Here is a 25,087-nt window from a genome sequence, read left to right as displayed (position 1 = left end):
CGCCCGCGGGCGACGCCCGTCGTCGATCGCGGGGTGTGGGGCCTTCGGTGGACGAGCGCGTCCCCCGAACAGGTGTCGTTCACCTACGCGTCACATGGCAGAAACCCCTGAGGAGGCTGTGGACCGTAGCGTCGGTGGGTCACCTCCCGCCAGCTGAAGGAACACATGTCCCCGCGCTCCCGCCACACCCCGGTCACGGCCGCCGCCCTCGCGGCCGGCCTCGCCCTCTGCCTCGCTCCGCTCGTGCCCGTCGCCGCCTCCGCGGCCCCCGGCGGCACCGGCGTCGTCATCAACGAGGCCTACCTCAAGGGCGGCAGCATGAACGCTCCGTTCGCGAACAAGTTCGTCGAGCTCTACAACCCGACCACCGCCTCCGTCTCCGTCGCGGGCTGGTCGATCCAGTACCGCTCGGCGACGTCGAGCGGCACGTTCACCGGAGTGGGGGCCCTGAGCGGCTCGATCGCGCCCGGCGGCTACCTGCTCGTGCAGATGTCGTCCAACGGGACCACGGGGGCGCCGCTGCCGACGCCCGACGTCGTCACGACGGTCAACCCCGGCGGTGCCAGCGGCACCCTCGTGCTGGCGAGCACGACGACCGCCCTGGCCCTCCCGGCGGGGTCGATCTCCACCGCGACGCCCGGCGTCGTCGACGCTCTCGGCTACGGGACGTCGAACACGTTCGAGACGACGGCGGCGGAGGTGGGATCGGCCAACCCCGTCCCGACCTCCTACGTCCGCACGGCGTTCTCCGACACCGACGTCAACGCGGCCGACTTCGTCCAGCAGGGCCAGATCACGCCGCAGAACGCCGCGAGCACCGGCACCACGCCCACTCCGCCGGTGCCGCCGACCCCGCCGGTGTCGGAGGCGGACGTCACCGTGGCGCAGCTGCAGGGAGTCACCGACACGAGCCCCTACGCGGGCCGCACCGTCACCACCCGTGGCGTCGTCACGGCGACGTACCCGACCGGCGGTCTGGACGGCTACGTCGTCCAGACCCCGGGCACCGGAGGCGCGCTCGACCTCCCGACGCACCTCTCGTCGGACGCGGTCTTCGTGTACTCCTCGGCCACCGCCTCCTCGGTGGAGGTCGGCGACTACGTCGAGCTCGTCGGCGAGGTCACCGAGTTCTTCGGGCTGACCGAGCTGACGGTCGACGGCACCGACCAGGTCACGCAGCTGGACGCCTCCACCGTCGTCGCCCCGGCGCCGGCCACGGTCGGGTTCCCCGCCACGGACGCGCAGCGCGAGTCGCTCGAGAGCATGCTCCTGCTGCCGCAGGGCGAGTTCACGGTCGCGGACACCTACACGACGAACCAGTACGGCGAGGTGGCGCTCGCGTCGGGCAGCACCCCGCTGATCCAGCCGACCGAGGTCGGACGCCCCGGCAGCGCGAAGTACGCGGCGACGATCGCCGACAACGCCGCTCGGGCCGTGACGCTCGACGACGGTGCCACCACGAACTTCCTCACCGCGGCGAACCAGTCGATCCCGGTGCCGTACCTGTCGAACGAGAACCCGGTCACGGTCGGTGCCTCGGTGGCCTTCACCGAGCCGGTGGTCCTCGACTTCCGGAACTCGGCCTGGAAGTACCAGCCCACCAGCCGCGTCACGGGCGACGTCGCGTACGCCGACCTGCCCGTCACCTTCGAGAACGTCCGCACCGACGCTCCCCGTGAGGTCGGCGGCGACGTCAGGCTCGCCAGCTTCAACGTGCTGAACTACTTCCCGACCACCGGCGACTCGCTGACCGGCTGCACCTACTACCGCGACCGTGCCGGCGACCCCGTCACCGTCAACAGCGGCTGCGACGCCCGCGGCGCGGCGAACCAGGACGACCTGCAGCGGCAGCAGGCCAAGATCGTCACGGCGATCAACGCCCTCGGCGCCGACGTCGTCTCGCTGGAGGAGATCGAGAACTCCGCCCGTTTCGGCAAGGACCGCGACTCGGCCCTGTCGATCCTGGTCGACGCCCTCAACGCCGACGCCGGGTCGGACGTCTGGGAGTTCGTCCCGTCGCCCGCCGCCCTGCCGGCCAACGAGGACGTCATCCGCCTCGCGTTCATCTACAAGGCCGGCGTGGTCGAGAGCGTCGGCGACTCGAGCATCCTCACGGGCTCTGCGGCGTTCAGCAACGCGCGTCAGCCCCTCGCCCAGGCGTTCCGCCCCGTCGGCGGCGACGTCGACTCGACGATCCTCGCCATCGCGAACCACTTCAAGTCGAAGGGCAGCGGGTCCGGCGCCGACGCCGACCTGGGCGACGGCCAGGGCGGCTCGAACGCCTCCCGCGTGAACCAGGCGAACGCCCTCGTGGCCTTCGCCGCCGAGCGCGAGGCCGCCGTCGGCACCGACAAGGTGTTCCTGCTCGGCGACTTCAACGCCTACTCGCAGGAGGACCCGATCGAGGTGCTGCGCACCGCCGGCTTCACCGACCTCGGCTCGACCGAGGACGGCGAGGAGTACAGCTACGTGTTCAGCGGCCTGAGCGGCTCGCTCGACCACGTGCTGGCCTCGCCCGCCGCCCTCGAGGCCGTCACGGGCGTCGACATCTGGAACATCAACTCGGGTGAGTCGGTCGGCCTCGAGTACAGCCGCTTCAACTACAACGTGCGCGACCTGCTCCAGCTCGACCAGTTCCGCGCCAGCGACCACGACCCCGTCGTCGTCGGCGTCGACCTGCTCGCCGACGTCGTCGCGCCGACCCCGGTGCCGACCGACCCGGCCCCGCCGGTCGCGCCCGGTGCCGGCGCGGGTGCCGGCACGGGCGCGGGCACGGCTCCGGCCGGCAGCGCCCCCGTCGCCTCCGCCCCGACCCGCTCGGGCCTGGCCTACACCGGCTCGGACGGGGTCCTCGGCTGGGCGGTGCTCGCCCTGGCGCTGATGGCCGCCGGCGGCACGGTGCTCGTGCAGCGTCGTCGCCTGGCCGCGGGGGAGTAGCCCGCACCAGCTGATCACGGCGGCGGCCGGGGCGCGGGAGACCGTGCCCCGGCCGCCGCCGTCGTCGTGCGCCGCGAGCTGCCGTGCAGGCGGCGGCGGCGGCCCGGCGCCCCGCGGGCTCGTACCATGGTCGACGTGACGAGCGACGACCCGGCCCCGGCCCCCGCCTCCGGCCTGGTGCCCGACCTCGCCCCCGGCATGACCCGGGTGCGGCTCACCGTGGCCTACGACGGCACCGACTTCTCCGGGTGGAGCGAGCAGCCCGGCCGCCGCACCGTCCAGGGCGAGGTCGAGGCCGCGCTCCGCGTGCTCTTCGGTCGGCACGAGCACGTGCCGACCGTGACCGTCGCCGGGCGCACCGACGCCGGCGTCCACGCCCGCGGCCAGGTCGTCCACCTCGACCTCACGGCCGAGCAGGTCGCCCAGCTGCAGCGGCCCCACCGGGGCATGGTCGACCGGTCGCCGCTCGACGCGCCCACCGTCCTCGCGCGCCGGCTCAACGGGCTGGCGGGCGCCTCCGACGAGATCGTGGTCTCGGGAGCGCGGGTGGCGCCTCCCGGGTTCCACGCGCGCTTCGGCGCGCTGTGGCGTCGCTACGAGTACCGCATCGCCGACCGGGGGGCCGAGCGCGACCCCTCGCGCCGTCGCCACACCCTCTGGTACGACCACCTGCTCGACCTCGACCTGATGAACGCCACGGCCGCGGGCCTGGTCGGCCTGCACGACTGGGCGGCGTACTGCCGCCACCGCGACTACGCGACGACGATCCGCGAGCTCCAGCACTTCACGTGGAGGCGCGAGGCCGACGGCGTGCTGGTCGCCACCGTGCAGGCGGACGCCTTCTGCCACAACCTCGTCCGCAACCTCGTCGGGGCGTGCGTCGCCGTCGGCGAGGGGTCGATGCCGGAGCACCGGGCCGTCGGGGTCCGGCGGGAGGCCGAGCGCAACGGCGAGTTCCGCGTCGTCCCCGCCACGGGGCTGACCATGGTCGAGGTCGGCTACCCGCCCGACGACGAGGTGGCGGCCCGGGTCGTGCTCACCCAGGTCAAGCGGTCGGCCGCTAGCCTCGACGGATGACCGCTCCCCGCCCCGCGACCCCCTCCGACGTCCCCGAGATGCTCCGCCTGATCGTCGAGCTGGCGGTCTACGAGAAGGAGCCGGAGGCGGTGAAGACCACCGAGGACGACCTGCGCCGGGCGCTCTTCGCCGACGCCCCCGCCGTCTTCGCGTTCGTCGTCGACGGCGACGAGCCCGGCGAGCTCGCGGGCCTCGCCGTCTGGTTCCTGACGTTCTCGACCTGGGAGGGCGTCCACGGCATCCACCTGGAAGACCTGTACGTCGCGCCGCAGCACCGGGGCTCCGGCCACGGGCGCGCCCTCCTGACGCGCCTGGCGCAGGAGGCGACGGCTCGGGGGCTCGCCCGCGTCGAGTGGGCCGTGCTCGACTGGAACGAGCCGTCGATCGGCTTCTACCGGTCGCTCGGCGCGACGTCGATGGACGAGTGGACCACGTTCCGGCTCGACGGCCAGGCCCTGGCGGCGCTCGGCGGCGAGTGACGCCGTTTGACGGCCCCGGGCGTGTCGGGTATCGTCGACCCTTGGTGTCTGCGCAACTGCGCGCGGCGCCCGAAGTTGAGCCCTCCACCTGACTCGTTCTCGCCGTCTCTTCGGCGACAACGGCAACGGAGCGGGATCCACGAACACCTCACCTCGACCAGGAAGCAGCACTACTGTGACGCGCACTTTCTCCCCCAAGCCGGCTGACGTCCAGCCGAACTGGCTGATCATCGACGCCAACGACGTCGTCCTCGGCCGTCTGGCCAGCCACGCGGCAGCACTGCTGCGCGGCAAGCACAAGCCGACCTTCGCCCCCCACATGGACATGGGCGACTTCGTCATCATCATCAACGCCGACAAGGTGGCCCTGACCGGCTCCAAGCTGGCCGAGAAGCTCTACTACCGCCACTCCGGCTACCCGGGCGGCCTCACCGCCACCACGTACTCCGAGATGGTGGAGAAGCACCCCACGCGCGCCGTCGAGAAGGCGATCCGCGGCATGCTGCCGAAGAACTCGCTGGGCCGTGCCCAGATCAAGAAGCTGAAGGTGTACGCGGGTGCCGAGCACCCCCACGCTGCTCAGCAGCCCACGGTTCACACCCTCGACCAGGTCGCTCAGTAGCGTCCGCCTTCAGACTTAAGGACCCCCACACAGTGGCTCAGATCGCAGATTCCATCGACCAGGCTCCCGAGAGCTTCACCACGGAGAGCTCCGCTCCCGAGGCCTCGGCGACCCCCCGCGCCGTCCTCAACGTCTCCGGCTCCGCCGTCGGACGTCGCAAGGAGGCCATCGCTCGTGCCCGCCTCGTCCCCGGCTCCGGCACCTTCGTGGTCAACGGCCGCACCCTCGAGGAGTACTTCCCCAACAAGCTGCACCAGCAGCTGATCAACGACCCGTTCAAGGTGCTCGACCTGCTCGGCGCCTACGACGTGACCGTCAAGGTCACCGGCGGCGGCCCCTCCGGCCAGGCGGGCGCCCTGCGCCTCGCCATCGCCCGCACGCTGAACGAGATCGACCGCGAGAACAACCGCGCCACGCTCAAGAAGGCCGGCTTCCTCACCCGTGACGCCCGCGTCATCGAGCGCAAGAAGGCCGGTCTCAAGAAGGCCCGCAAGGCCTCGCAGTTCTCGAAGCGCTAGTCACACACCCCCACAGGCAGGTCTCGCGATGTCGCGTCTCTTCGGTACCGACGGTGTTCGGGGCCTCGCCAACCGTGAGCTGACCGCCGCGCTCGCCCTGGGCCTCGCCCAGGCGAGCGCGGTGGTGCTCACGAAGGGCCACCACGCCGACGCTCGTCGTGCTGAAGGGCGACGACCCGTCGCGGTGGTAGCCCGTGACCCCCGCATCTCGGGGGAGTTCCTGACCGCCGCCGTGTGCGCGGGCCTGGCCAGCTCCGGCGTCGACGTGCTCGACGCCGGGGTGATCCCGACCCCCGCGGCGGCGTTCCTCGTCGACGACATCGGCGCCGACTTCGGCGTGATGATCAGCGCCTCGCACAACCCGGCGCCCGACAACGGCATCAAGTTCTTCGCGTTCGGCGGCACGAAGCTGCCCGACGAGGTCGAGGACCGCATCGAGGCCGCCATGGCCGAGCCGCAGCTGATGCCCGTCGGGGGCGACGTCGGTCGCATCCGCCGGTTCGCCGACGCCGAGGACCGCTACGTCCTGCACCTCCTCGGGGCCCTGCCCCACCGCCTCGACGGCCTGCACGTCGTGCTCGACTGTGCCCACGGCGCCGCCTCGGCCGTCTCGCCCGAGGTCTTCACCGACGCGGGCGCGAAGGTCACCCTGATCGGGGCCGACCCCGACGGCGTCAACATCAACGACGGCGTCGGCTCGACGCACCTCGACAACCTCGCCCGCGCCGTGCTCGAGCACGGAGCCGACGTCGGCATCGCGCACGACGGCGACGCCGACCGCTGCCTCGCGGTCGACGCGACCGGCACCGTCGTCGACGGCGACCAGATCATGGCGATCATCGCCCTGGCGCACAAGGAGCACGGGCGCCTCGCCCACGACACCCTCGTCGCGACGGTGATGAGCAACCTCGGCCTCATCCGCGCCATGGAGCAGCACGGCATCGCCGTGCGTCAGACCCGCGTCGGCGACCGCTACGTCCTGGAGGACATGAGCGCCGGCGGCTACACGCTGGGCGGCGAGCAGTCCGGCCACATCGTCTTCGGCGACCACGCCACCACCGGCGACGGCATCCTCACCGGGCTGTCGCTCGTCGCGCGCATGGCGGAGACCGGCAAGAGCCTGGCCGAGCTGGCCCGGGTGATGACGGTCTTCCCGCAGATCCTCATCAACGTCGGTGGCGTCGACCGTGAGCGTCTCGACGGCGACCAGGGCGTGGCGGACGCCGTGGCGGCCCTGGAGGCCGAGCTCGGCGACACCGGCCGCGTGCTGCTCCGCCCGTCGGGCACCGAGCCGGTCGTCCGCGTCATGGTGGAGGCCGCCGACCAGGCGACCGCCGACCGCGTCGCGCACGAGCTCGCCGACGTCGTCCGCGAGCGACTGGCGCTCTAGCGGGCCCGACCCGCGCCTCCCGCAGGCCCGGCGTCCCCGCCCCCGTGCCCGCGTCGGGCACCATGGGCACATGCTCCTCCTGCTGCCCGCCGTCGTCTTCGCGGTGCTCTACGTCGTCAGCCGCCGCCGCGACGCGCGGCGTCTGCGCAACGGCGTCTTCCTCGTCGCGGCCCTCGGCTGCCTCCTCGTGGCCGGCGTGCTCGAGGTCGCCGCGACCGGGCCCGCCCAGCAGAGCGCCGTCCTGCTCGGCGTCGTGGTCGCCGGCCTGCTCGTCGTGGTGCTCGCGCTCTTCCTGCTCGGCAACGGCGTCACCATGCTGCGCTCCGAGGGGCGCAGCCTCGGCAACCTGCTGTCGCTGCTGGCGGGCGTCGCCATCCTGCTCGTGCCGGTCGCGGCGGCCGCGCTGGTCTTCGGGCCCGACGTCGCCGAGCTGCCGGGGCCGGTCGGGGTCGTCCTCGTCGCCCTGGGCGTCCTCCTCGTCTTCGTCGCGGGGTACGCGGCCGCGACCTTCGCCGCGTTCGGGCTCTACTCGCTGGTCTACAGCCGCTACCGCCACACGCGCACGCCCGCCACGGTCGTCGTGCTCGGCTCCGGCCTGGTCCGCGGTGAGGTGCCGCCGCTCCTGCGCAGCCGTCTCGACAAGGCGCTCTCGGTCTACCGCTCCGTGCCCGGCACCGCCGCGAGGCCGCTGCTCGTGCCGTCGGGCGGCCAGGGCTCCGACGAGCCGCGCGCCGAGGGCGACGCCATGGCCGAGTACCTCCTCGCGCAGGGGGCCGACCCCGCCGACGTCCGGCCCGAGACCGCCTCGACGAGCACCCGCGAGAACCTGCTCTTCTCGCGCGAGGTGCAGCGCGACGCGGGGCGGGACGGCAGCACCCTCGTGGTGACGAACGACTACCACGTGCTGCGGGCCGCCCTGCTGGCCCGGTCGATCGGCAGCGACGCCCAGGTGGTGGGCTCGCCGACGGCCGCGTACTACGTGCCGAGCGCGTTCCTCCGCGAGTACGTCGCGATCATGGTCGAGCACCGCCGCCTCAACGCGGCGGCCGTGGCCGTGGCGGTCGCCCTGGTGGGCCTGACCGCGGTCTGGTCGCTGCTGCCCGTGTGAGCCGACCCGCGCCTCCCCGGGCGCCGTCCGCCGAGGAGTCGCGGTGCCCGCACCGCAGGCCCGCTCAGATCTTGCGGAGCAGCACCGAGCTCACCGCGTGGTCGGCCGCCTTGCGCAGCACCAGCGTCGCCCGTGACCGCGTCGGCAGCACGTTCTCGACGAGGTTGGGCTCGTTCACCGACCGCCAGACACCGGACGCGAAGGTGCGCGCCTCCGCCTCGTCCATGCCGGCGAAGCGGTGGAAGAACGAGCGCTCCTGGGTGAAGGCGCCCTTCTGGAGGGCGAGGAACCTCTCGACGAACCACGACTCGATGTCGCTCGTGCGCGCGTCGACGTAGATCGTGAAGTCGAAGAGGTCGCTGAGGGCGAGACGGCCCGGGGCCGGGGGCTGCAGCACGTTCAGGCCCTCGACGATGAGGATGTCGGGGCGCCGCACCACGACCTCGGCCCCCGGCATGATGTCGTAGCTGGTGTGCGAGTAGAACGGCGCCCGCACCTCCTCCGCGCCGCTCTTGACCTGGGAGACGAAGCGCAGCAGGTGGCGGCGGTCGTACGACTCGGGGAACCCCTTGCGGTCGGTGAGGCCGCGGCGCTCGAGCTCGGCGTTCGGGTAGAGGAACCCGTCGGTCGTGACGAGCTCCACGCGCGGAGTGTCGTCCCAGCGGCTGAGCAGCTCGCGCAGCAGACGGGCGACCGTCGACTTGCCGACCGCCACCGAGCCGGCGACGCCGATCACGAAGGGCGTGCGCTGGGCGCGCTCGCCGAGGAAGTCGCTGGTCGCCCGGTGCAGGTTGCGGGCACCCGCGGCGTAGAGGTTGAGGAGGCGGCTGAGCGGCACGTAGACGTCCTGCACCTCGCGCATGTCGAGCCGGTCGCCGAGGCCCCGCAGCTGCACGATCTCGGTCTCGGTGAGCGGCAGGCGCGTCGCCGGGGCGAGGTCGGCCCAGGCGTCGCGCCCGATCTCGACGAACGGGGTGGCGTGCGTCGGCGCGTGGGGAGCGTGTGCGGCGTGCGCGGCCTGGCCCGGCGCGGGGGTCGTCGTCGACGGAGGGGCTTCGGCCATGACGGCGAGGCTACCCGGTCGGGCGCGCGGGACGACCGCACAGGAGGCGCGGACGGGACCGCATAGGATCGGTCGCATGTGTGGAATCGTGGGTTACGTCGGCGCCTCGGGCGTCGGCGAGAAGAGCATCGAGGTCCTGCTGGGCGGGCTGAAGCGCCTCGAGTACCGCGGCTACGACTCGGCCGGCGTGGCCGTCGTCGACGCGGCGGGCCAGCTGGGCACGCGCAAGCGCGCCGGCAAGCTCAAGGTGCTGGTCGACGACCTCGAGGCCGAGCCGCTGACCGACGGGGCGACCGGCATCGGGCACACCCGCTGGGCCACCCACGGCGGCCCGACCGACGCGAACGCGCACCCGCACCTCTCCGACGGCGGGCGCCTCGCGCTGATCCACAACGGCATCATCGAGAACTTCTCCGACCTCAAGGCCGAGCTGCTCGCCGAGGGCGTCGAGTTCTCGAGCGAGACCGACTCCGAGGTCGCGGCCCACCTGGTCGCCCGTGCCTACCGCGCCTCCGGCGACCTGACCGAGGCCCTCCGCGTGGTCGTCAACACGCTCGACGGCGCCTTCACGCTGCTCGTCGTCCACGCCGACCAGCCCGGGGTCGTCGTCGGCGCCCGCCGCAACAGCCCGCTCGTCGTCGGGCTCGGCGAGGGCGAGAACTTCCTCGGCAGCGACGTCGCCGCGTTCGTCGCCCACACCCGCCGCGCCATGTCGATCGGGCAGGACCAGATCGTGACGATCCGCCCCGACTCGGTCGACGTCGTCGACTTCGAGGGCGCGCCGGTCGAGACCAGCACCTTCGAGGTCGACTGGGACGCCTCGGCCGCCGAGAAGGGCGGCTGGTCGAGCTTCATGGCGAAGGAGATCAGCGAGGAGCCCGAGGCCGTCGCCAACACCCTCCTCGGCCGCGTGCACGACGGCGCCGTCACCCTCACCGACCTCGACGGCGTGCGCGACCGCCTCCTCACCGTCGACCGCGTGATCGTGATCGCCTGCGGCACGGCCGCCTACGCGGGGATCCTCGGCAAGTACGCCATCGAGCAGTGGGCCCGCGTGCCCGTCGAGGTCGAGCTCGCGCACGAGTTCCGCTACCGCGACCCGGTGCTCGACGAGAAGACCCTCGTCGTCTCGATCAGCCAGTCCGGCGAGACGATGGACACGCTGATGGCGGTCAAGTACGCCCGCGAGCAGGGCGCGCAGGTGTTGTCGATCTGCAACACGCAGGGCTCCACCATCCCCCGCGAGAGCGACGCCGTCATCTACACGCACGCCGGTCCGGAGGTCGCCGTCGCGTCGACGAAGGCGTTCGTCGCGCAGGGCACTGCACTGTTCCTCCTCGGCCTGCACCTCGCGACCCTGCGTGGCACCCTGACCGCCGAGCAGATCGCCGATCAGGTCACCGACCTCCAGGCCGTGCCCGACAAGATCCGCAAGGTGCTCGAGTCGTCCGAGCGCATCGCGACCCTGGCGCGCTGGATGGCCGACACCCGGTCCGTCCTCTTCCTGGGCCGCCACGTCGGCTACCCGATCGCTCTCGAGGGGGCGCTCAAGCTCAAGGAGCTCGCCTACATCCACGCCGAGGGCTTCGCCGCCGGCGAGCTGAAGCACGGTCCGATCGCCCTGATCGAGCCCGGGCAGATCGTCTTCGTGATCGTGCCGAGCCCGCGCGACCCGCGGTCGCTGCACCCCAAGGTCGTCTCGAACATCCAGGAGATCCGCGCGCGCGGCGCCCGCGTCATCGCGATCGCGGAGGAGGGCGACGCCGCGGTGCTGCCCTTCGCCGACGAGGTGCTGCACATCCCGCTCGCGGCCCCGCTCTTCGAGTCGCTGCTGGCCGTGGTGCCGCTGCACGTCTTCGGCATGGAGCTGGCCGCGGCCAAGGGTCTCGACGTCGACCAGCCGCGCAACCTCGCCAAGTCGGTCACGGTCGAGTAGGGCACCCGGCCGCATGAGCACCCGCGCCCGCCCGTGATCGTCGGCATCGGGGTCGACGTCGTCGACCTCGAGCGCTTCGAGCGTTCGCTGGCGCGCACCGGGGCGCTCGCCGACCGGCTCTTCGGCGACGCCGAGAGGGTGCTCGCCGACGGCAGCCCCCGGCCGGTGCGGTCGCTCGCGGCCCGCTTCGCCGCCAAGGAGGCGCTGATCAAGGCCCTCGGCGGGTCGACGGGCGTGCGCTGGCATGACATCGTGGTCGTCTCCGACGAGAGCGGCGCCCCCTCGCTCCGGCTGACCGGGGGAGCGCGGTCGCTGGCGGAGTCGCGGGGCGCGACGCGCCTCCACCTCTCGCTGAGCCACGACGGGGGAGTCGCCGTGGCCTACGTGGTGGCCGAGACCGACCAGCGTGCCCCGCAGCACCAGCCCCCGGTGCACGAGCCCCCGGAGCACCAGCCCCCGCAGCACGAGCCCCCGCAGCACGACCACCGCCCGACCCAGACCGCCGAGACCGAGACAGGAGCCGACGCGTGACGCAGGACATCCGGGTGACCATCGACACCGCCGCCCTGCGGCACAACGTCGCGACCCTGAAGGCCGCGGTGGCGCCGGCCCGCGTGATGGCCGTGGTGAAGGCCAACGCCTACGGGCACGGCGCCGTGGAGTGCGCCCGCGCTTTCGTCGACGCCGGCGTCGACTGGCTCGGCGTCGCCGACCTCGACGAGGCCGTCGAGCTCCGGGAGGCCGGGGTCACGGCCCCGGTGCTCGCCTGGCTGCACGCTCCCGGCGAGACCTTCGAGCGTGCCGCCGCCCACGACGTCACGCCCGCCGTCTCCGACGTCGCCCAGCTCGAGGCCGCGGCGGAGGCCGGGGTCCGGGCCGTGCACCTCTGCGTCGACACCGGCCTCAGCCGCAACGGCGCCGTGGCCGCGGAGTGGCCCGAGTTCTTCGCCCGCGCCGCGGCGCTCGCCGACCGCCTGCCGGTCGAGGGCGTGATGACCCACCTGTCGAACGCCTCCCCAGAGGAGGACGGCGCGCAGGTCGCCGCCTTCCTCTCCGCGATCGAGACGCTCGGGGGGCTCGGGCTCGAGCCGCGCCTCCGGCACGTCGCCGCCTCGGCCGCGGCCCTGCACTTCGCCGACGTGGGCCAGGGGCCCGTCGACATGGTGCGGTTCGGGCTCGCCGCCTACGGGCTCAGCCCCTTCCCCGACCGCCGGGCGGCCGACCTCGGGCTGCGCCCGGCGCTGACGATGCGCGCGCCCGTGACGACCGTCAAGCGGGTGCCCGCGGGCGAGGGCGTCTCGTACGGCTACGTCTTCCGGCCCGAGCGCGACACGACCATCGCCATCGTGCCGGTCGGGTACTCCGACGGCGTCGACCGCGCCGCCAGCGACCGCGCCTCCGTCACGATCGGCCAGCGCACCTACCGGGTGCGCGGCCGGATCGCGATGAACGCCCTCGTCATCGACGTCGGCGACGACCCGGTCGAGGTGGGCGACGAGGTCGTGCTGTTCGGCGACCCCGCCCTCGGGCACCAGGGCGCGGAGGACTGGGCCCGGGCCTTCGACGGCATCACCTACGAGGTCGTCGCGTCGCTGTCGGCCCGCCTCCCGAGGAGCTACGCATGACCGGCACCGCCCCCGAGACCGGCCCCGAGAGCGTCGCGGCGCGCCCCGCGGCCGGGTACCTGCGCCGCGCGACGATCGACCTCGCCGCCTACCGGGCGAACCTCACCTCGCTGATCGAGCGCATGGCCCCGGTCGAGGTGCTCGCGATCGTCAAGGCGGACGCCTACTCGCTCGGCGTCGACGTGCTGGTGCCCGAGGCGCTCGCCGCGGGCATCCGCTGGTTCGGCACCGTCGAGCCGGAGCCGGCGTACCGCCTGCGGCGCGAGGGCGTCGGCGACGACGCCTCGTACTTCGCCTGGCAGCTCGGCCCCGACGAGGACTGGGACGCCGCGGTGCGGCTGCGCGTCGACCTCGGCGTCTCGACCCTCGAGCAGCTCGAGGCGTTCGCCGCCGCCGCCCGGGCCGCCGGCCCCGGCCACGAGGCCCTCGTGCACCTCACGATCGACACCGGCCTGCACCGCGAGGGCTGCCTGCCCGCCGACTGGGCCGAGTTCGTCACCCGAGCCGTCGAGCTGCGCGACGAGGGCGTCGTGCGCCTCCGGGGCTGCTTCTCGCACGTGTCGGAGACCAGCGAGGCCGACGACCACGCCGCCTCCCTCGTCTTCCGCCGCGCCCTCGACGACGCCGCCGCCCTCGGCGCGACCTTCGAGAAGCGCCACATGTCGTCGAGCTCGGCGGGCATGGAGCACCCCGAGCGCCGCTTCGACATGGTGCGCATGGGCTCGAACGGCTACGGCAACCCGGTCACCGAGGGCGTGACGGCCGCCGACCGCGGCCTCCGCCCCGTGCTGACGGTGAGCGCGTGCGTCGTCCGCGTCAAGCGCGTGCCCGCCGGCACGGGCGTCTCGTACGACTACACCTGGCGGGCGCCGCACGACACGACCCTCGCCCTCGTGCCGATCGGCTACGCCGACGGCGTCAGCCGCCGGGCCCAGCACGGCGTCGAGGTGACCATCGCGGGTCGCCGCCACCCGATCGTCGGCCGGGTCGCGATGGACCAGTTCCTCGTCGACGTCGGCGACCACGACGTGGCGGTGGGCGACGAGGTCGTGCTCTTCGGCCCCGGCGACCGCGGCGAGCTCACCATCGGCGAGTGGGCCGACCTGACGGGCAGCGTGCCCGAGGAGGTCTCGTGCCGCATCGGCGCCCGGGTCGAGCGGGTGTACACGGGCGGTCGCGCGTGACCGACGACGCGGCCCCGGTCGACGAGGGGCGAGCGCTCTTCGCGGGCGCCGTCGTCGACACCGACGCCATGGAGTCGCTCGGCCGTCGCCTGGCCGGCCTCCTGCGGGCGGGCGACCTGCTGGTGCTGACGGGGCCGCTCGGCGCCGGCAAGACCACGCTGACCCGCGGCCTCGGCGAGGGCCTGCACGTGCGGGGCCAGGTCGCCAGCCCCACCTTCGTGCTCGCCCGCACGCACCCCAGCGAGTCGGGCGTGCCCCTCGTGCACGTCGACGCCTACCGCCTCGGCGGCGCGGCCGAGCTCGACGACCTCGACCTCGACTACGAGGGCTCGGTGGTCGTCGTCGAGTGGGGCGCCGGGCTGCTCGACGGAGTCGCCGACTCGTGGCTCGACGTCGTGATCGAACGGCCGACGGGCGCCGGAGGCGGGGTGCCGGTCGCCGAGGACGCGCTCGCCGACGAGGCGCTCGCCGACGACGTGGCCGCCGCCGACGACGTCCACGACGAGCCGCGCCGCGTCACGGTCACCGCGCACGGCCCGCGCTGGGCCGGGGTCACGCTCCCGACGAGCTGAAGGCCTGGGCGCCGAGCACCCCGAGCAGGCGGAGCGACTCCGCCGCCGTCGTGCCCGCCCGCGGCGTCAGCACGAGCAGCACCTGGGCCTGGTTCTCGGTGAAGAGGGCCTGGCAGTCGACCTCGATCTCGCCGACCTCCGGGTGCCACAGCGTCTTGTGGTCGTCGAAGCGGGTGACGACCTCCTGCAGGCGCCAGAGCTCGGCGAACTCCGGGCTGACCCGGAGCAGGCTCTCGACGACGCGCACCGCCAGGGGGTCGGGGTCGGCCGACGCGGTCGCGACCCGCAGCTGGGCGACCTGGAGGCGGGCCTGCCGGGGCTGCTCGCGCTCCGGGTACGGGCGCCGCGCCTCCGGCCGGGCGAACCAGCGGTGCACGGCGCTGCGGTCGAGGCCCGCACGGGCCGTGTGGTCACCGAAGAGCGAGGTCGCGAGCCGGTTCTGGGCGAGGGTCTCGCCGGCCTCGGTGATCACGAGGGCGGGGGAGTCGTCGAGCCGGTCGAGCACCCGCATCAGCCCCGGGCTGACGTGCGGCGTGTGGCGGGCCCGGCGGGGCACGGCCTGGCCGGCGAGGCGGTACAGGTGGTCGCGCTCGTCGAGGCCGAGGCGGAGCCCCCGGGCGATGGCGGCGAGCATCTGGTCGGACGGCTGCGGGCCGCGCTGCTGCTCGAGCCGCGACCAGTAGTCCGTCGACATGCCGACGAGCCCGGCGATCTCCTCGCGGCGCAGCCCCGCGGTGCGGCGGCGGGCCCCGGCGGGCAGCCCCACGTCGGCGGGCTGCAGGCGCTCGCGGCGGTGGCGGAGGAAGTCGGCGAGCCCGGAGCGGTCCATGCCGTCATCCTGCCGTGGTCGGCGCCCGCCAGCCAGGGAGCGACGCTCCCCCGACCGACGCTCCCTTCCCTCCCCGGTGCCGACGGAGGAGGGTCGTCGTGGGCGCCCCGACGGCGCCCGTCACCCCCGAACCCCCTCACCGCCCTGGAGGCACCGTGAAGACCACCGGCAACACCGTCCTGATCACCGGCGCGACCTCGGGCATCGGCCGCGGCCTGGCCGAGCGCCTGCACGCCCGCGGCGACACCGTGGTCGTGGGCGGTCGCCGCCGCGCCCTGCTCGACGAGATCGTCGCCGCGAACCCCGGCATGTCGTCGGTCGTCGTCGACGTCGCCGACCCCGCCTCGATCGCGGCCGCCGCCGAGAGCGTCACGCGCGACCACCCCGCCCTCGACGTCGTCGTGACGATGGCCGGCATCATGCTGCCCGAGGACCTCCGCGACCCCGCCCACCTCGAGACCGCCGAGGCGACGGTGGTGACGAACCTGCTCGGCACCATCCGCACGACGACGGCGTTCGCGCCCTTCCTGGCCGCGAAGCCCGACGGCGTGCTCGTGACGGTCTCGTCGGGCCTCGCCAGCGTGCCGCTGCCGGCCGCGCCGACCTACTCGGCGACGAAGGCGGCCGTGCACTCGTTCACGCAGAGCCTCCGGGTGCAGTGGGCCGACACCCCGCTGCAGGTCGTCGAGCTCGTGCCGCCCGCGGTGCAGACGACCCTGATGGGCCAGTCCGACGACCCGAACGCCATGCCGCTCGACGAGTACCTCGACGAGACGATGCGCATCCTCACCGAGCAGCCCGACGTCGAGGAGGTCCTGGTCGACCGCGTCCGCTTCCTCCGCGACGCCGAGGCGGAGGGGCGGCACGCGGACGTGCTGCGCGTGCTCAGCGCGCACTGACGCGGCGCCGGCTCGCCCCGGGCCTCGGGGCGGCGGTCCGGCCTCGTCGACGGGGGAGGCCCCGGGGAGGCGCGGGCCGCCTCCCCGGGACCGCGTACGATCGGTGCGTGATCCTGGCCATCGACACCTCCGCCGGCTCGGCCGTCGCCGTGGTCGACCGCGACGGCGGCGTGCTCGCCGAGTGCGCGGTCGCCGACACCCGGCGGCACGCCGAGGTGATCGGCACCCTGATCGACGAGGCCCTCCGGGTCGCGGGCGTCGAGCCCTCGCGCCTCAGCGCGGTCGTCGCCGGCGTCGGCCCCGGGCCGTTCACCGGGCTGCGGGTCGGCATCGTCGCCGCGCGCGCCTTCGCCTTCGGCGCCGGGGTGCCCTGCCTCGCGGTCGGCAGCCACGACGCGGTCGCCTTCGAGCGGCTCTCGGCGGAGGCCGGGCGCGACGTGGCCGAGGCCGGCGGCCGCCTCGACTCGCCCCTCGTCGTCGTCACCGACGCTCGCCGCCGCGAGGTGGCCTGGAGCGCGTGGGCCGGGCTCGACGACGACGGCCTGCCCGTGCTGCTCGACGGGCCCGCGCTGGTGCGCCCGGCCGACCTCGACGACGCGACGGGCGCCTCCTCGGGGTCGCCCCGCACCGACCCCGACGCGACCGTGGTGTCGGCGGCGGCCCTCGGCATGCTCGCCGAGCGCCTGTTCGAGCACGGCCGCGCCTTCGCGGCGACCGAGCCGCTCTACCTCCGCGAGCCCGACGTGACGCCCTCGGCGGGGCCGAAGCCGGTCGGCCGGTGAGCTGGCGGCTGCGCCGGGCCGACGTCGACGACCTCGACGCGGTCATGGCGATCGAGACGTCGGTCTTCGCCACCGACGCGTGGTCGCGGAGCGGCATGGGGCACGAGCTCGCGTCGCGCGACGGCTACTACCTCGTCGCCACCTCGGAGGCCGACGACACCGTCGTCGAGGGTTACGCCGGGCTGCTCTCGCTGCCCGGGGCCCCCGACGCCGACGTGCAGACCATCGCGGTCGTCCCCGGCGCGCGCGGCCGCGGCCTGGGGCGCACCCTGCTGACCCAGCTCGTCGCCGAGGCCCGGCGGCGCGGCGCCCGCGAGGTCTTCCTGGAGGTGCGAGCCGACAACCCGAGAGCGCAGCACCTCTACGAGACCGCCGGCTTCGAGGCCATCGCCGTCCGCCCCCGCTACTACATGCCCGACGGCGTCGACGCCGTCGTGATGCGCCTGACCGTTCCGCCGACCGAGACCCGGCCGGCCGCGACCGAGAGCGAGCCGACCCCGTGACCGCCACCACCGCCTCCCCGGCACCGTCCGTCGCGCCCGCAGCCGCGCCCGGCGACTCGGGCCCGCTCGTGCTCGGCATCGAGACCAGCTGCGACGAGACCGGCGTGGGCATCGTGCGCGGCACGACCCTGCTCGCCAACGTCATCTCGTCGTCGATGGACGAGCACGCCCGGTACGGCGGCGTCGTGCCCGAGGTCGCGGCCCGCGCCCACCTCGAGGCGATGGAGCCGGCCCTGCGCGCCGCGCTCGCCGAGGCCGACGTCACCCTCGACCAGCTCGACGCGATCGCCGTCACGAGCGGCCCCGGGCTCGCCGGGGCCCTGATGGTCGGCGTCGGCGCAGCGAAGGCCCTCGCGCTCGCCACCGGCACGCCGCTCTACGCGGTCAACCACCTCGTGGGGCACGTCGGCGCCGACGTGCTGCGCGAGGACGGCAGCGACCTCGAGCTGCCGACGATCGCGCTCCTCGTCTCGGGCGGCCACACCTCGCTGCTGCACGTGCGCGACCTCGTCGACGACGTCGAGCTGCTCGGCGAGACCATCGACGACGCTGCGGGCGAGGCCTTCGACAAGGTCGCCCGCCTGCTCGGCCTGCCCTACCCCGGCGGGCCGCAGATCGACCGGGTGGCCGCCGAGGGCGACCCCGCGGCGATCCGGTTCCCGCGCGGGCTGACCCTCCCGAAGGACCTCGTGCGGCACCGGTACGACTTCTCGTTCTCGGGGCTGAAGACCGCGGTCGCCCGCTGGGTCGAGCGTCGTCGCGAGGAGGGGCTCGAGGTGCCCGTGGCCGACGTGGCCGCGAGCTTCCGCGAGGCCGTCGCCGACGTGCTCCTCACGAAGGCCCTCGCCGCGTGCGCCGACCGGGGCGTGCCGCGGCTGCTGCTCGGTGGCGGGGTCGTCGCCAACGCCCGGGTCCGCGCGCTGGCGGCCGAGCGCTGCGCGGCGGCGGGCGTCGAGCTGCGCGTGCCCCCGCTCTCGCTCTGCACCGACAACGGGGCGATGATCGCCGCGCTCGGAGCCCAGCTGGTGGCCCGCGGTCACGCGCCCTCGCCGCTCGACTTCGGCGCCGACTCGACGCTGCCGGTCACCGTGGTGCAGGCGGTCTGAGCCGGGGCCGCTGCCGGTAGCATCGTCCGGACCAGACCACCGGCACGAGCCGGGCGCACGACGAGGAGACCACGGGACATGACCGACCAGTACCCGGCCCCCCAGGGCCAGCCGCAGAAGGACAGCTACGGCACGCCCTCCGGCCAGCAGCCGCCGGCCTACGGCGCCCCCGTCGGCCAGGGCTACAGCGCGCCCGGCGGCCCGGGCTACGGCCCGGCGCCCCGCAACAGCCTCGCGCTGATCGCCCTCATCCTCGGCATCGCGGGCTTCTTCACCGGCGTCGCGAGCATCGCCGCGATCGTCGTCGGGCACATCTCGCTCAGCCAGATCAAGAAGACGGGCGAGGAGGGGCGCGGCATGGCGCTCTGGGGCACCATCCTCGGCTACGTCGTGCTGATCGGCGGCATCCTCCTGGCCGTCGGCTTCGCCGTCCTCTTCGGGGCGCTCGCCAGCTCGGGCCAGCTCGACTACTCGACGTACTGAGGCGACGCCCACGGGCTTCATGGCTGCCTCATCGGAGGCGTCGATACGATGACGGGGTCCACGCCGACGGCGTGGGCCCCGTCGTCCGTCCGGTCCACCTCGGCCGGGGCGACACCGCACGGCACCGCACCTGATCTGCGACACCGCACCGCGACTCCACCGATGCTCCGCCGCCCGCACGCGAAAGGCTCCTGATGGCCACCGACGACACCACCCCCGAGCAGTCCGGGCGCGCACCGCAGTCCGCTGACGCGCCGCAGTCCGAGCCGACGCAGGCGCCGACGCCTCCGCCCGCGCCCGCGGGCGACCAGCAGTCGCCGCCGCTGCCGCCCACCTCCTTCCCCGGCGCCGCGTCCCAGCCCGCCGCGCGCCCCGCCCACGACCCGTTCGTCGCCCCGGGGCAGACCCCGGCCCCGCAGCGGTCGCCGTTCGCGGCGCCCCAGCCGGGCTCAGCGCAGGGCGGTGCGCCGTCGGCGCCGTACGGTGCCCCGGCACAGGGGCAGGGCGCTCCGCAGTCGGCGCCCTACGGTGCGCCGGCGCAGGGTGCCCCGCAGTCGGCTCCCTACGGGGCCCCCGCGTCCGCGCCGTACGGTGCTCCTCAGCCGCCCCGGCCCGGCTACGCCGCGCCGTCCGGCCCGGCGGCACCCGGCCAGCCGGGCTCGCAGCAGTACGGGCAGCAGCCGCAGCAGGGGCAGTACGGGCAGCAGCCGCCGCAGCAGGGCCCGTACGGTCAGCCGCAGCAGCCCGGCCCCTACGGCCAGCCGCAGCCGGGCCCGTACGGTCAGCCCCCGCAGCAGTACGGCCAGCCGCAGCAGCAGTACGGCCAGCCCTACGGCGCTCCGCAGCAGCAGCAGCAGCCCTACGGCTCGCCCTACGCCCCCTACGCCTCGGCCGGGCCCACCAAGCCGTCGAGCGTGCTCAGCCTGCTCGCGATGATCGGGTCGATCTTCGGCGCGTTCATCACGATCCTCGTCGTCACCTTCGGGGCCGGCATCATCTTCTCGATCGCCGGAGTGGTGCTCGGCCACATCGCCCAGAAGCGCGAGCCCCGTTCGCGCGGGTTCTGGCTGACCGGCCTCATCGTCGGCTACGCGGGCATCGCCCTCGCGATCGTCGTCTGGATCGGCTGGGCGACGTTCTTCAGCACCGTCGCCGACAGCAGCTACTACGGATACTGACCCGAGGCGGTGCGGCGGCGGTGCTCACCGCCCGGCCCGCGCCTCCTGACGACCTCGGCCGTCGCACCCCGGTGCGGCGGCCGTCGTCGTGCCGGGTCAGACGCGTTCGCAGAGCAGGGCCGTGTGTCGCCCGGCGACGCGCGTCAGCACCAGCGTCGCCGAGCCGGTGCCCTGCAGCGAGAGGCGCTTGCGGAACGCGGCGGGGTCGACGTCGACCCCGCGCTTCTTGATCTCGAGGCGGCCGACGCCCCGGGCGCGCAGCTCGCGCTTGAGGGTCTTCTCGTCGAGGGGCAGGGCCTCGACCACGCGGAAGACCTGGGCGAAGGGCGTCTCGACCGGCGTGTCGGAGGTGAGGTAGGCGATGTCGCGGCTGACCGTCCGGGCGCCGAGGCTCCGGGCGAGGTCGCCGATCAGGCGGGCCCGGATGACGGCGCCGTCGGGCTCGTAGAGCCACTCGCCGAGGTCGCCCACCTCGACGTCGTCGGAGTCGGCGGGCGCGGTGAGCTCGGCGGTGCCGGAGGCGGTGACCACGAGGGCGGACCGCCCGACGCCGGGCCGCGCGAGCGCCCCGAACCAGACCCCGAGCTCGACGACCTCGCGGTCGACGGACATCCACTGGCACTCCGCGTCGGCGGGCAGCAGCTCGCGGTCGATGCCGGGGCCGAGCTTGACCCCGGTCGGGCGGTGCTCGGCGTGCCCGAAGGCGACGTCGAGCGAGGGCGACCAGTCGGCCGGGTCGGCGAGGCGCTTGGTGCCGCTGTGGCCCGCCGTGCGCCGGGCCGGGTCGAGGAAGACGGCGTCGACGTCCGCGAGGTCGACGTCGGCGGCGTCGGCGTGCTCGACGCGGGCGCCCGACCAGGGGGCGAGGTTGTACGCGGCGACGGCGGCGGTGACCTCGTCGCGCTCGACCGCGAGCACGTCGAGCTCGAGGGCGGCCAGGGCCATCGCGTCGCCCCCGATGCCGCAGCCGAGGTCGGCGACCCGGCGGGCCCCGGCGGCGCGGAACCGGCCGGCGTGCCGGGCGGCCACGGGGAGGCGCGTGGCCTGTTCGAGGCCCGCCTCGGTGAAGAGCATGCGGCTGGCGAAGTCGCCGAACTTGGCGACGGCACGGCCCCGGAGCCGGGCCTGGCTCAGCACGGCGGCGACGAGCGCGGGGGAGTGGCCCTGCTTGCGGAGCGCCGCGACCGTGCCGACGACGTCGTCGTCGCTCCGCCGCGCCGGCAGCGAGTCGAGCAGCCGGAGCCCCTCGGGCGAGAGGATCTCGAGCAGCTCGGTGGTGTCCATGGGCTCCAGTCTCGCGCATCGACGCCGTGCCGCTGGCACTCGTGTTGACCGAGTGCCAGCGGGCCCCTACAGTTGTTCCTGGCACTCGCACGTGGTGAGTGCCACCCCACGTTCTACGAAGTTCCGAGAAAGCAGAGGTCAACCGTGTCGGTCTCCATCAAGCCGCTCGAAGATCGCATCGTCATCCAGCAGGTCGAAGCCGAGCAGACCACGGCTTCCGGCCTCGTGATCCCCGACACCGCCAAGGAGAAGCCCCAGGAGGGCGAGGTCGTGGCGGTCGGTCCGGGTCGCATCGACGACAACGGCAACCGCGTCCCGCTCGACGTCGCCGTCGGCGACAAGGTCATCTACAGCAAGTACGGCGGAACCGAGGTCAAGTACGACGGCCAGGACTACCTCGTCCTCTCGGCCCGCGACGTGCTCGCCGTCATCGTCCGCTAGTCGGTCGACACCCTGCTCCACCCGGAGGCCCCCGTCACACGGCGGGGGCCTTCGTCGTGCGCGGGCGGCGCGAGGCGGGGCGCCGTCCCGTCGAGGCGCTGTGCGGGCCGCCCGTTCGCGAGATCGGCAGGAGCGGCACGGTCGACGGCAGCACCGGGCCGGTCGGCGACGGGGGCTCGCCCTAGAGTCGTGACGTGACCGACGACCGTGCCCGCGCCTCCTCCGCCCCCGTCGAGCCCGCCGGCCCCGCCCGGCCCTCGGGCCCGGCCGAGCGAGCCGGCTCCGGCCTCGCCTACGCGGTCAGCGCCTACGGCCTGTGGGGCGTGCTGCCGATCTTCTTCCTTCTCATGTCGCCCTCGGGGCCGTTCGAGATCGTCTCGTGGCGCATCCTCTTCTCGCTGGCGTTCTGCCTGGTGCTGCTCGCCGTCACGCGCGGCTTCCCGGCCTTCCTGGCGCTGCTGCGCCAGGGCCGCGTCGTCGCGCCGATGGCGCTCGCGGGCGTGCTCATCGTCGTCAACTGGACGACCTTCATCGTCGCGACGCTCGCCGGGCACGTCGTCGAGGCGGCCCTCGGCTACTTCATCAACCCGATCGTCACCGTCCTGCTCGCTGTCGTCGTACTGCGGGAGCGCCTCCGGCCCGCCCAGTGGGCCGCCATCGGCCTCAGCGCCGTCGCCGTCGTCGTGATCGCCCTCGGCACCGGCGGCGTGCCGTGGGCGTCGCTGATCATGGCGTTCTCGTTCGGCGCCTACGGGCTCGTCAAGAAGCAGATGGGCGGGCGCGTCGACGCCGTCAGCGGCCTGACCCTCGAGACGCTCGCGGTCGCGCCCGTCGCGGCGGTCGCCCTCGTCGTGATCGCCGCGACCGGCGTCGACGGCGGCGTCGTGTTCGGCTCGGTGAGCCTGCTGCACACCCTCACCGTGATCAGCTCGGGCGTCGTGACCGCGGTGCCGCTGCTGCTCTTCGCCGCCGCCGCGCGACGGCTGCCCCTCGCGACGATCGGGCTCACCCAGTACCTCGCGCCCGTGCTGCAGTTCATCGTCGGCGTCGTCCTGCTGCACGAGCAGATGCCGACCAGCCGCTGGGTCGGCTTCGCGATCGTCTGGGTCGCCCTCGTGGTGCTGACCGTCGACATGGTGTCGGCGAGCCGCCGGGCACGGCCGCGGCCCGCCGTGGCGTGACGTCCGTCCGGGGCCCGCACCGCGCCTCCTGAGGGCATGTCACGAATTGCTAACGAAACCCCTGAGTGACGACCAGAACACGCGCCGGAAACAATCGAGCCCTAGTTTCTTCTCAATCGCGAGGACCGTCTGCCTAGTGGCGGTCCGGCTGCACGCGCTTCCAGAAAGGGACCACGGATGATCCGATCCACCAAAGGGCTGAAGGCTCTGGCGCTCGCAGGAGCCGCCTCCGTCCTCCTCGCCGCTTGTTCGTCCACCTCGACGCCCAGCGACGACACCTCCTCGTCGAGCGCGTCGGCGTCGGCGAAGACCGACCCCGCTGCCGCCTGCGAGGCGCCCAGCAGCCCCAGCCAGGACGCTCTCCGCATCGGCACCATCCTGCCGAGCACGGGTACCCTCGCGTACCTCAACCCGCCCGCCGAGTCCGGCGTCGGCCTCGCCGTCGAGGACATCAACGCCGCCGGCGGCGTGCTCGGCCAGGACGTCACGATCGACCCCAGCACCGACTCGGGCGACAGCAACGACCTCACCGTCTCGAGCGCCGCAGCGACGCAGCTGATCGACGCCAAGGTGCCCGTCGCCATCGGCGCGGAGTCCTCCAGCGTCACGCTGAACGTCATCGACCAGATCACCGCGGCCTGCATCGTGCAGATCTCGCCCGCCAACACGGCGACCGACCTCAGCGGCTACTCGTCGTACTACTTCCGCACCGCGCCGCCGGACTCCGTCCAGGGCTCGGCGCTCGGCCAGCAGATCGTCGACGACGGCAACGCCAACGTCGCGTTCATCGTCTTCAACGACACCTACGGCACCGGCCTCCGCAACTCGACCCAGGCCTCGATCGAGTCCTCCGGCGGCACCGTCGTCTACGGCGCCGAGGGCGAGGGCCAGGAGTTCCCGCCCGGCCAGACCACGTTCTCGTCCGAGGTGACCGCGGCGATCGGCTCCGACCCCGACGCCATCGTCATCCTCGCCTTCGACGAGACCGCGTCGATCGTGCCCGAGCTCGTCTCGCAGGGCTGGGACATGAGCAAGGTCTACATGTCGGACGGCAACACGGCCGACTACAGCGAGGACTTCGACCCGGGCACCCTCGAGGGCGCCAAGGGCACCATCCCCGGCGCGTTCCCGTCGACCGACCTGCAGGCTCGCTTCAGCGACTTCTACCAGCGCACGGCCGGCAGCCCCCTCGCCGACTACTCGTACGCACAGGAGTCCTACGACGCCACCATCCTCGCCGCGCTCGCCGCGGTGAAGGGCGGCGGCACCGACGCCGGCACGATCCAGGCCAACATGGCCGGGGTCTCCGGCGCGACCGACGGCACCGAGTGCTCGACCTTCGAGGAGTGCGTCACCGCGCTCGACGGCGGCGGCGACATCCACTACACCGGCCCCTCGGGCATCGGACCGTTCGACGACAAGAACGACCCGTCGTCGGCCTTCATCGGCATCTACCAGTTCGACGGCGACAACAAGCCCGTCTACCAGACGGCCGTCGAGGGCACCGCGGGCNCGGTGCAGGCGTGTGCGGCGGGTCCGTGTCCTCCTGGGCGGGTGGGCGCTGACCCGCCGGGGGTGACGGGGACCCGCCGCTTCGGCCACGGTCCACCACCGAGGGCCTGTTTTACAGCCCCCTGCTCTCAATTTTGAGCGTGATCAGTGCTGCGGCGGTTCGGCGGCCCGCCTTCCTGCGTCGGCGCCCGACGGAACGCTCTCGTTCTACGGGAAAACCCCGGGGAGGCGCGATGTGTGCCGGACCCGCAGCGCGCCTCCCACAGCGTCGTGCTCTCAAATCTGAGCGTGATCCGTGCTGCGATGGTTCGGCGGCCCGCCTTCTTGCGTCGGCGCCCGACGGATCGCTCGCGTTCTCCGGCAGAGCCCCGGGTGCGG

General features: G+C 73.9%; 22 protein-coding genes and 2 pseudogenes. 21 read left to right on the top strand and 3 right to left on the bottom strand.

Annotated features, from left to right (window positions below; all coding sequences use genetic code 11):
• The first annotated feature begins 165 nt into the window (after positions 1-165).
• The 7 genes from IFT72_RS12995 to IFT72_RS12965 all read left to right on the top strand — a co-directional run bounded on the left by IFT72_RS12995 (position 166) and on the right by IFT72_RS12965 (position 8,131).
• Positions 166-2,937, top strand: coding sequence for an ExeM/NucH family extracellular endonuclease (locus IFT72_RS12995; protein WP_192046711.1), 2,772 nt, complete (start codon positions 166-168; stop codon positions 2,935-2,937).
• Between the two features lie 126 nt (positions 2,938-3,063).
• Positions 3,064-4,014 (top strand): tRNA pseudouridine synthase A, encoded by a 951-nt coding sequence (locus IFT72_RS12990; protein ID WP_082514607.1) that lies wholly within the window; start codon positions 3,064-3,066, stop codon positions 4,012-4,014.
• Positions 4,011-4,493 (top strand): GNAT family N-acetyltransferase, encoded by a 483-nt coding sequence (locus IFT72_RS12985; RefSeq protein WP_056057332.1) that lies wholly within the window; start codon positions 4,011-4,013, stop codon positions 4,491-4,493. The genes IFT72_RS12990 and IFT72_RS12985 overlap by 4 nt, the downstream gene beginning before the upstream one ends.
• Before the next feature lie 175 nt (positions 4,494-4,668).
• Positions 4,669-5,115 carry a 50S ribosomal protein L13 gene (gene rplM / locus IFT72_RS12980; RefSeq protein ID WP_056057329.1) on the top strand — a complete coding sequence of 149 codons (447 nt, stop codon included), beginning with the start codon at positions 4,669-4,671 and terminating at the stop codon, positions 5,113-5,115.
• 32 nt (positions 5,116-5,147) lie between these two features.
• A complete protein-coding gene (gene rpsI, locus IFT72_RS12975) occupies positions 5,148-5,633 on the top strand; it encodes a 30S ribosomal protein S9 (protein WP_082514606.1) in 486 nt (161 codons plus the stop codon).
• A 28-nt stretch (positions 5,634-5,661) separates the two neighbouring features.
• Positions 5,662-7,023: a phosphoglucosamine mutase gene (gene glmM / locus IFT72_RS12970; RefSeq protein WP_185233871.1), complete on the top strand. Its 1,362-nt coding sequence runs from the start codon at positions 5,662-5,664 to the stop codon at positions 7,021-7,023.
• Between the two features lie 70 nt (positions 7,024-7,093).
• Positions 7,094-8,131 (top strand): YdcF family protein, encoded by a 1,038-nt coding sequence (locus IFT72_RS12965; RefSeq protein WP_192046710.1) that lies wholly within the window; start codon positions 7,094-7,096, stop codon positions 8,129-8,131.
• Positions 8,132-8,195: 64 nt separating this feature from the next.
• Here IFT72_RS12965 and coaA read toward each other — a convergent pair whose 3' ends face one another.
• The gene (gene coaA / locus IFT72_RS12960; protein WP_192046709.1) at positions 8,196-9,194 is read right to left on the bottom strand and encodes a type I pantothenate kinase; all 999 of its coding nucleotides are present in this window, start codon (positions 9,192-9,194) and stop codon (positions 8,196-8,198) included.
• Between the two features lie 76 nt (positions 9,195-9,270).
• Between coaA and glmS the strand changes: the two genes are divergently transcribed.
• The 5 genes and pseudogenes from glmS to tsaE all read left to right on the top strand — a co-directional run bounded on the left by glmS (position 9,271) and on the right by tsaE (position 14,511).
• Complete coding sequence (gene glmS / locus IFT72_RS12955) at positions 9,271-11,130, top strand: glutamine--fructose-6-phosphate transaminase (isomerizing) (protein WP_192046708.1); 1,860 nt, start codon at positions 9,271-9,273, stop codon at positions 11,128-11,130.
• A gap of 33 nt (positions 11,131-11,163) precedes the next feature.
• A pseudogene (locus tag IFT72_RS16155) lies at positions 11,164-11,532 on the top strand (holo-ACP synthase); the annotation flags it as partial.
• A gap of 125 nt (positions 11,533-11,657) precedes the next feature.
• A complete protein-coding gene (gene alr, locus IFT72_RS12945) occupies positions 11,658-12,755 on the top strand; it encodes an alanine racemase (protein ID WP_185233862.1) in 1,098 nt (365 codons plus the stop codon).
• A complete protein-coding gene (gene alr / locus IFT72_RS12940; RefSeq protein WP_192046706.1) occupies positions 12,752-13,939 on the top strand; it encodes an alanine racemase in 1,188 nt (395 codons plus the stop codon). The genes alr (IFT72_RS12945) and alr (IFT72_RS12940) overlap by 4 nt, the downstream gene beginning before the upstream one ends.
• A gap of 68 nt (positions 13,940-14,007) precedes the next feature.
• Positions 14,008-14,511: a tRNA (adenosine(37)-N6)-threonylcarbamoyltransferase complex ATPase subunit type 1 TsaE gene (tsaE, locus tag IFT72_RS12935; RefSeq protein ID WP_192046768.1), complete on the top strand. Its 504-nt coding sequence runs from the start codon at positions 14,008-14,010 to the stop codon at positions 14,509-14,511.
• On the opposite strand, the gene IFT72_RS12930 is transcribed toward tsaE, so the two are convergent.
• Positions 14,492-15,340 carry a helix-turn-helix transcriptional regulator gene (locus tag IFT72_RS12930; RefSeq protein WP_192046705.1) on the bottom strand — a complete coding sequence of 283 codons (849 nt, stop codon included), beginning with the start codon at positions 15,338-15,340 and terminating at the stop codon, positions 14,492-14,494. The two genes, tsaE and IFT72_RS12930, sit on opposite strands and share 20 nt — an antisense overlap.
• A gap of 155 nt (positions 15,341-15,495) precedes the next feature.
• Here IFT72_RS12930 and IFT72_RS12925 point away from each other — a divergent pair, with 155 nt between their 5' ends.
• The 6 genes from IFT72_RS12925 (at position 15,496) to IFT72_RS12900 (ending at position 20,291) form a co-directional block, all read left to right on the top strand.
• A complete protein-coding gene (locus IFT72_RS12925; RefSeq protein ID WP_167260364.1) occupies positions 15,496-16,239 on the top strand; it encodes an SDR family oxidoreductase in 744 nt (247 codons plus the stop codon).
• A gap of 107 nt (positions 16,240-16,346) precedes the next feature.
• Positions 16,347-17,021: a tRNA (adenosine(37)-N6)-threonylcarbamoyltransferase complex dimerization subunit type 1 TsaB gene (gene tsaB / locus IFT72_RS12920; RefSeq protein WP_192046704.1), complete on the top strand. Its 675-nt coding sequence runs from the start codon at positions 16,347-16,349 to the stop codon at positions 17,019-17,021.
• Positions 17,018-17,524 (top strand): ribosomal protein S18-alanine N-acetyltransferase, encoded by a 507-nt coding sequence (gene rimI / locus IFT72_RS12915; protein WP_371741295.1) that lies wholly within the window; start codon positions 17,018-17,020, stop codon positions 17,522-17,524. Before tsaB ends, rimI begins: the two co-directional genes overlap by 4 nt.
• A gap of 68 nt (positions 17,525-17,592) precedes the next feature.
• A complete protein-coding gene (gene tsaD / locus IFT72_RS12910) occupies positions 17,593-18,630 on the top strand; it encodes a tRNA (adenosine(37)-N6)-threonylcarbamoyltransferase complex transferase subunit TsaD (RefSeq protein WP_192046766.1) in 1,038 nt (345 codons plus the stop codon).
• 78 nt (positions 18,631-18,708) lie between these two features.
• The gene (locus IFT72_RS12905) at positions 18,709-19,113 is read left to right on the top strand and encodes a DUF4190 domain-containing protein (protein ID WP_192046703.1); all 405 of its coding nucleotides are present in this window, start codon (positions 18,709-18,711) and stop codon (positions 19,111-19,113) included.
• Positions 19,114-19,307: 194 nt separating this feature from the next.
• Positions 19,308-20,291 carry a hypothetical protein gene (locus IFT72_RS12900; protein ID WP_192046780.1) on the top strand — a complete coding sequence of 328 codons (984 nt, stop codon included), beginning with the start codon at positions 19,308-19,310 and terminating at the stop codon, positions 20,289-20,291.
• 96 nt (positions 20,292-20,387) lie between these two features.
• On the opposite strand, the gene IFT72_RS12895 is transcribed toward IFT72_RS12900, so the two are convergent.
• A complete protein-coding gene (locus IFT72_RS12895) occupies positions 20,388-21,575 on the bottom strand; it encodes a class I SAM-dependent methyltransferase (protein ID WP_192046702.1) in 1,188 nt (395 codons plus the stop codon).
• A gap of 144 nt (positions 21,576-21,719) precedes the next feature.
• On the opposite strand from IFT72_RS12895, the gene groES reads away from it, so the two are divergent.
• The 3 genes and pseudogenes from groES to IFT72_RS12880 form a co-directional block, all read left to right on the top strand.
• Positions 21,720-22,016: a co-chaperone GroES gene (gene groES / locus IFT72_RS12890; protein WP_056057293.1), complete on the top strand. Its 297-nt coding sequence runs from the start codon at positions 21,720-21,722 to the stop codon at positions 22,014-22,016.
• Positions 22,017-22,210: 194 nt separating this feature from the next.
• Positions 22,211-23,197 (top strand): EamA family transporter RarD, encoded by a 987-nt coding sequence (rarD, locus tag IFT72_RS12885; RefSeq protein WP_192046701.1) that lies wholly within the window; start codon positions 22,211-22,213, stop codon positions 23,195-23,197.
• A 177-nt stretch (positions 23,198-23,374) separates the two neighbouring features.
• A pseudogene (locus IFT72_RS12880) lies at positions 23,375-24,709 on the top strand (ABC transporter substrate-binding protein); the annotation flags it as partial.
• Positions 24,710-25,087 lie beyond the last annotated feature (378 nt).

Origin of the sequence: Frigoribacterium sp. CFBP 8754, from assembly GCF_014841815.1 — a bacterium.
Taxonomy (GTDB): Bacteria; Actinomycetota; Actinomycetes; order Actinomycetales; family Microbacteriaceae; genus Frigoribacterium; species Frigoribacterium endophyticum.
Note: the sequence above shows the minus strand (reverse complement) of the source record. Positions and strands in the feature narration are given on the sequence as shown.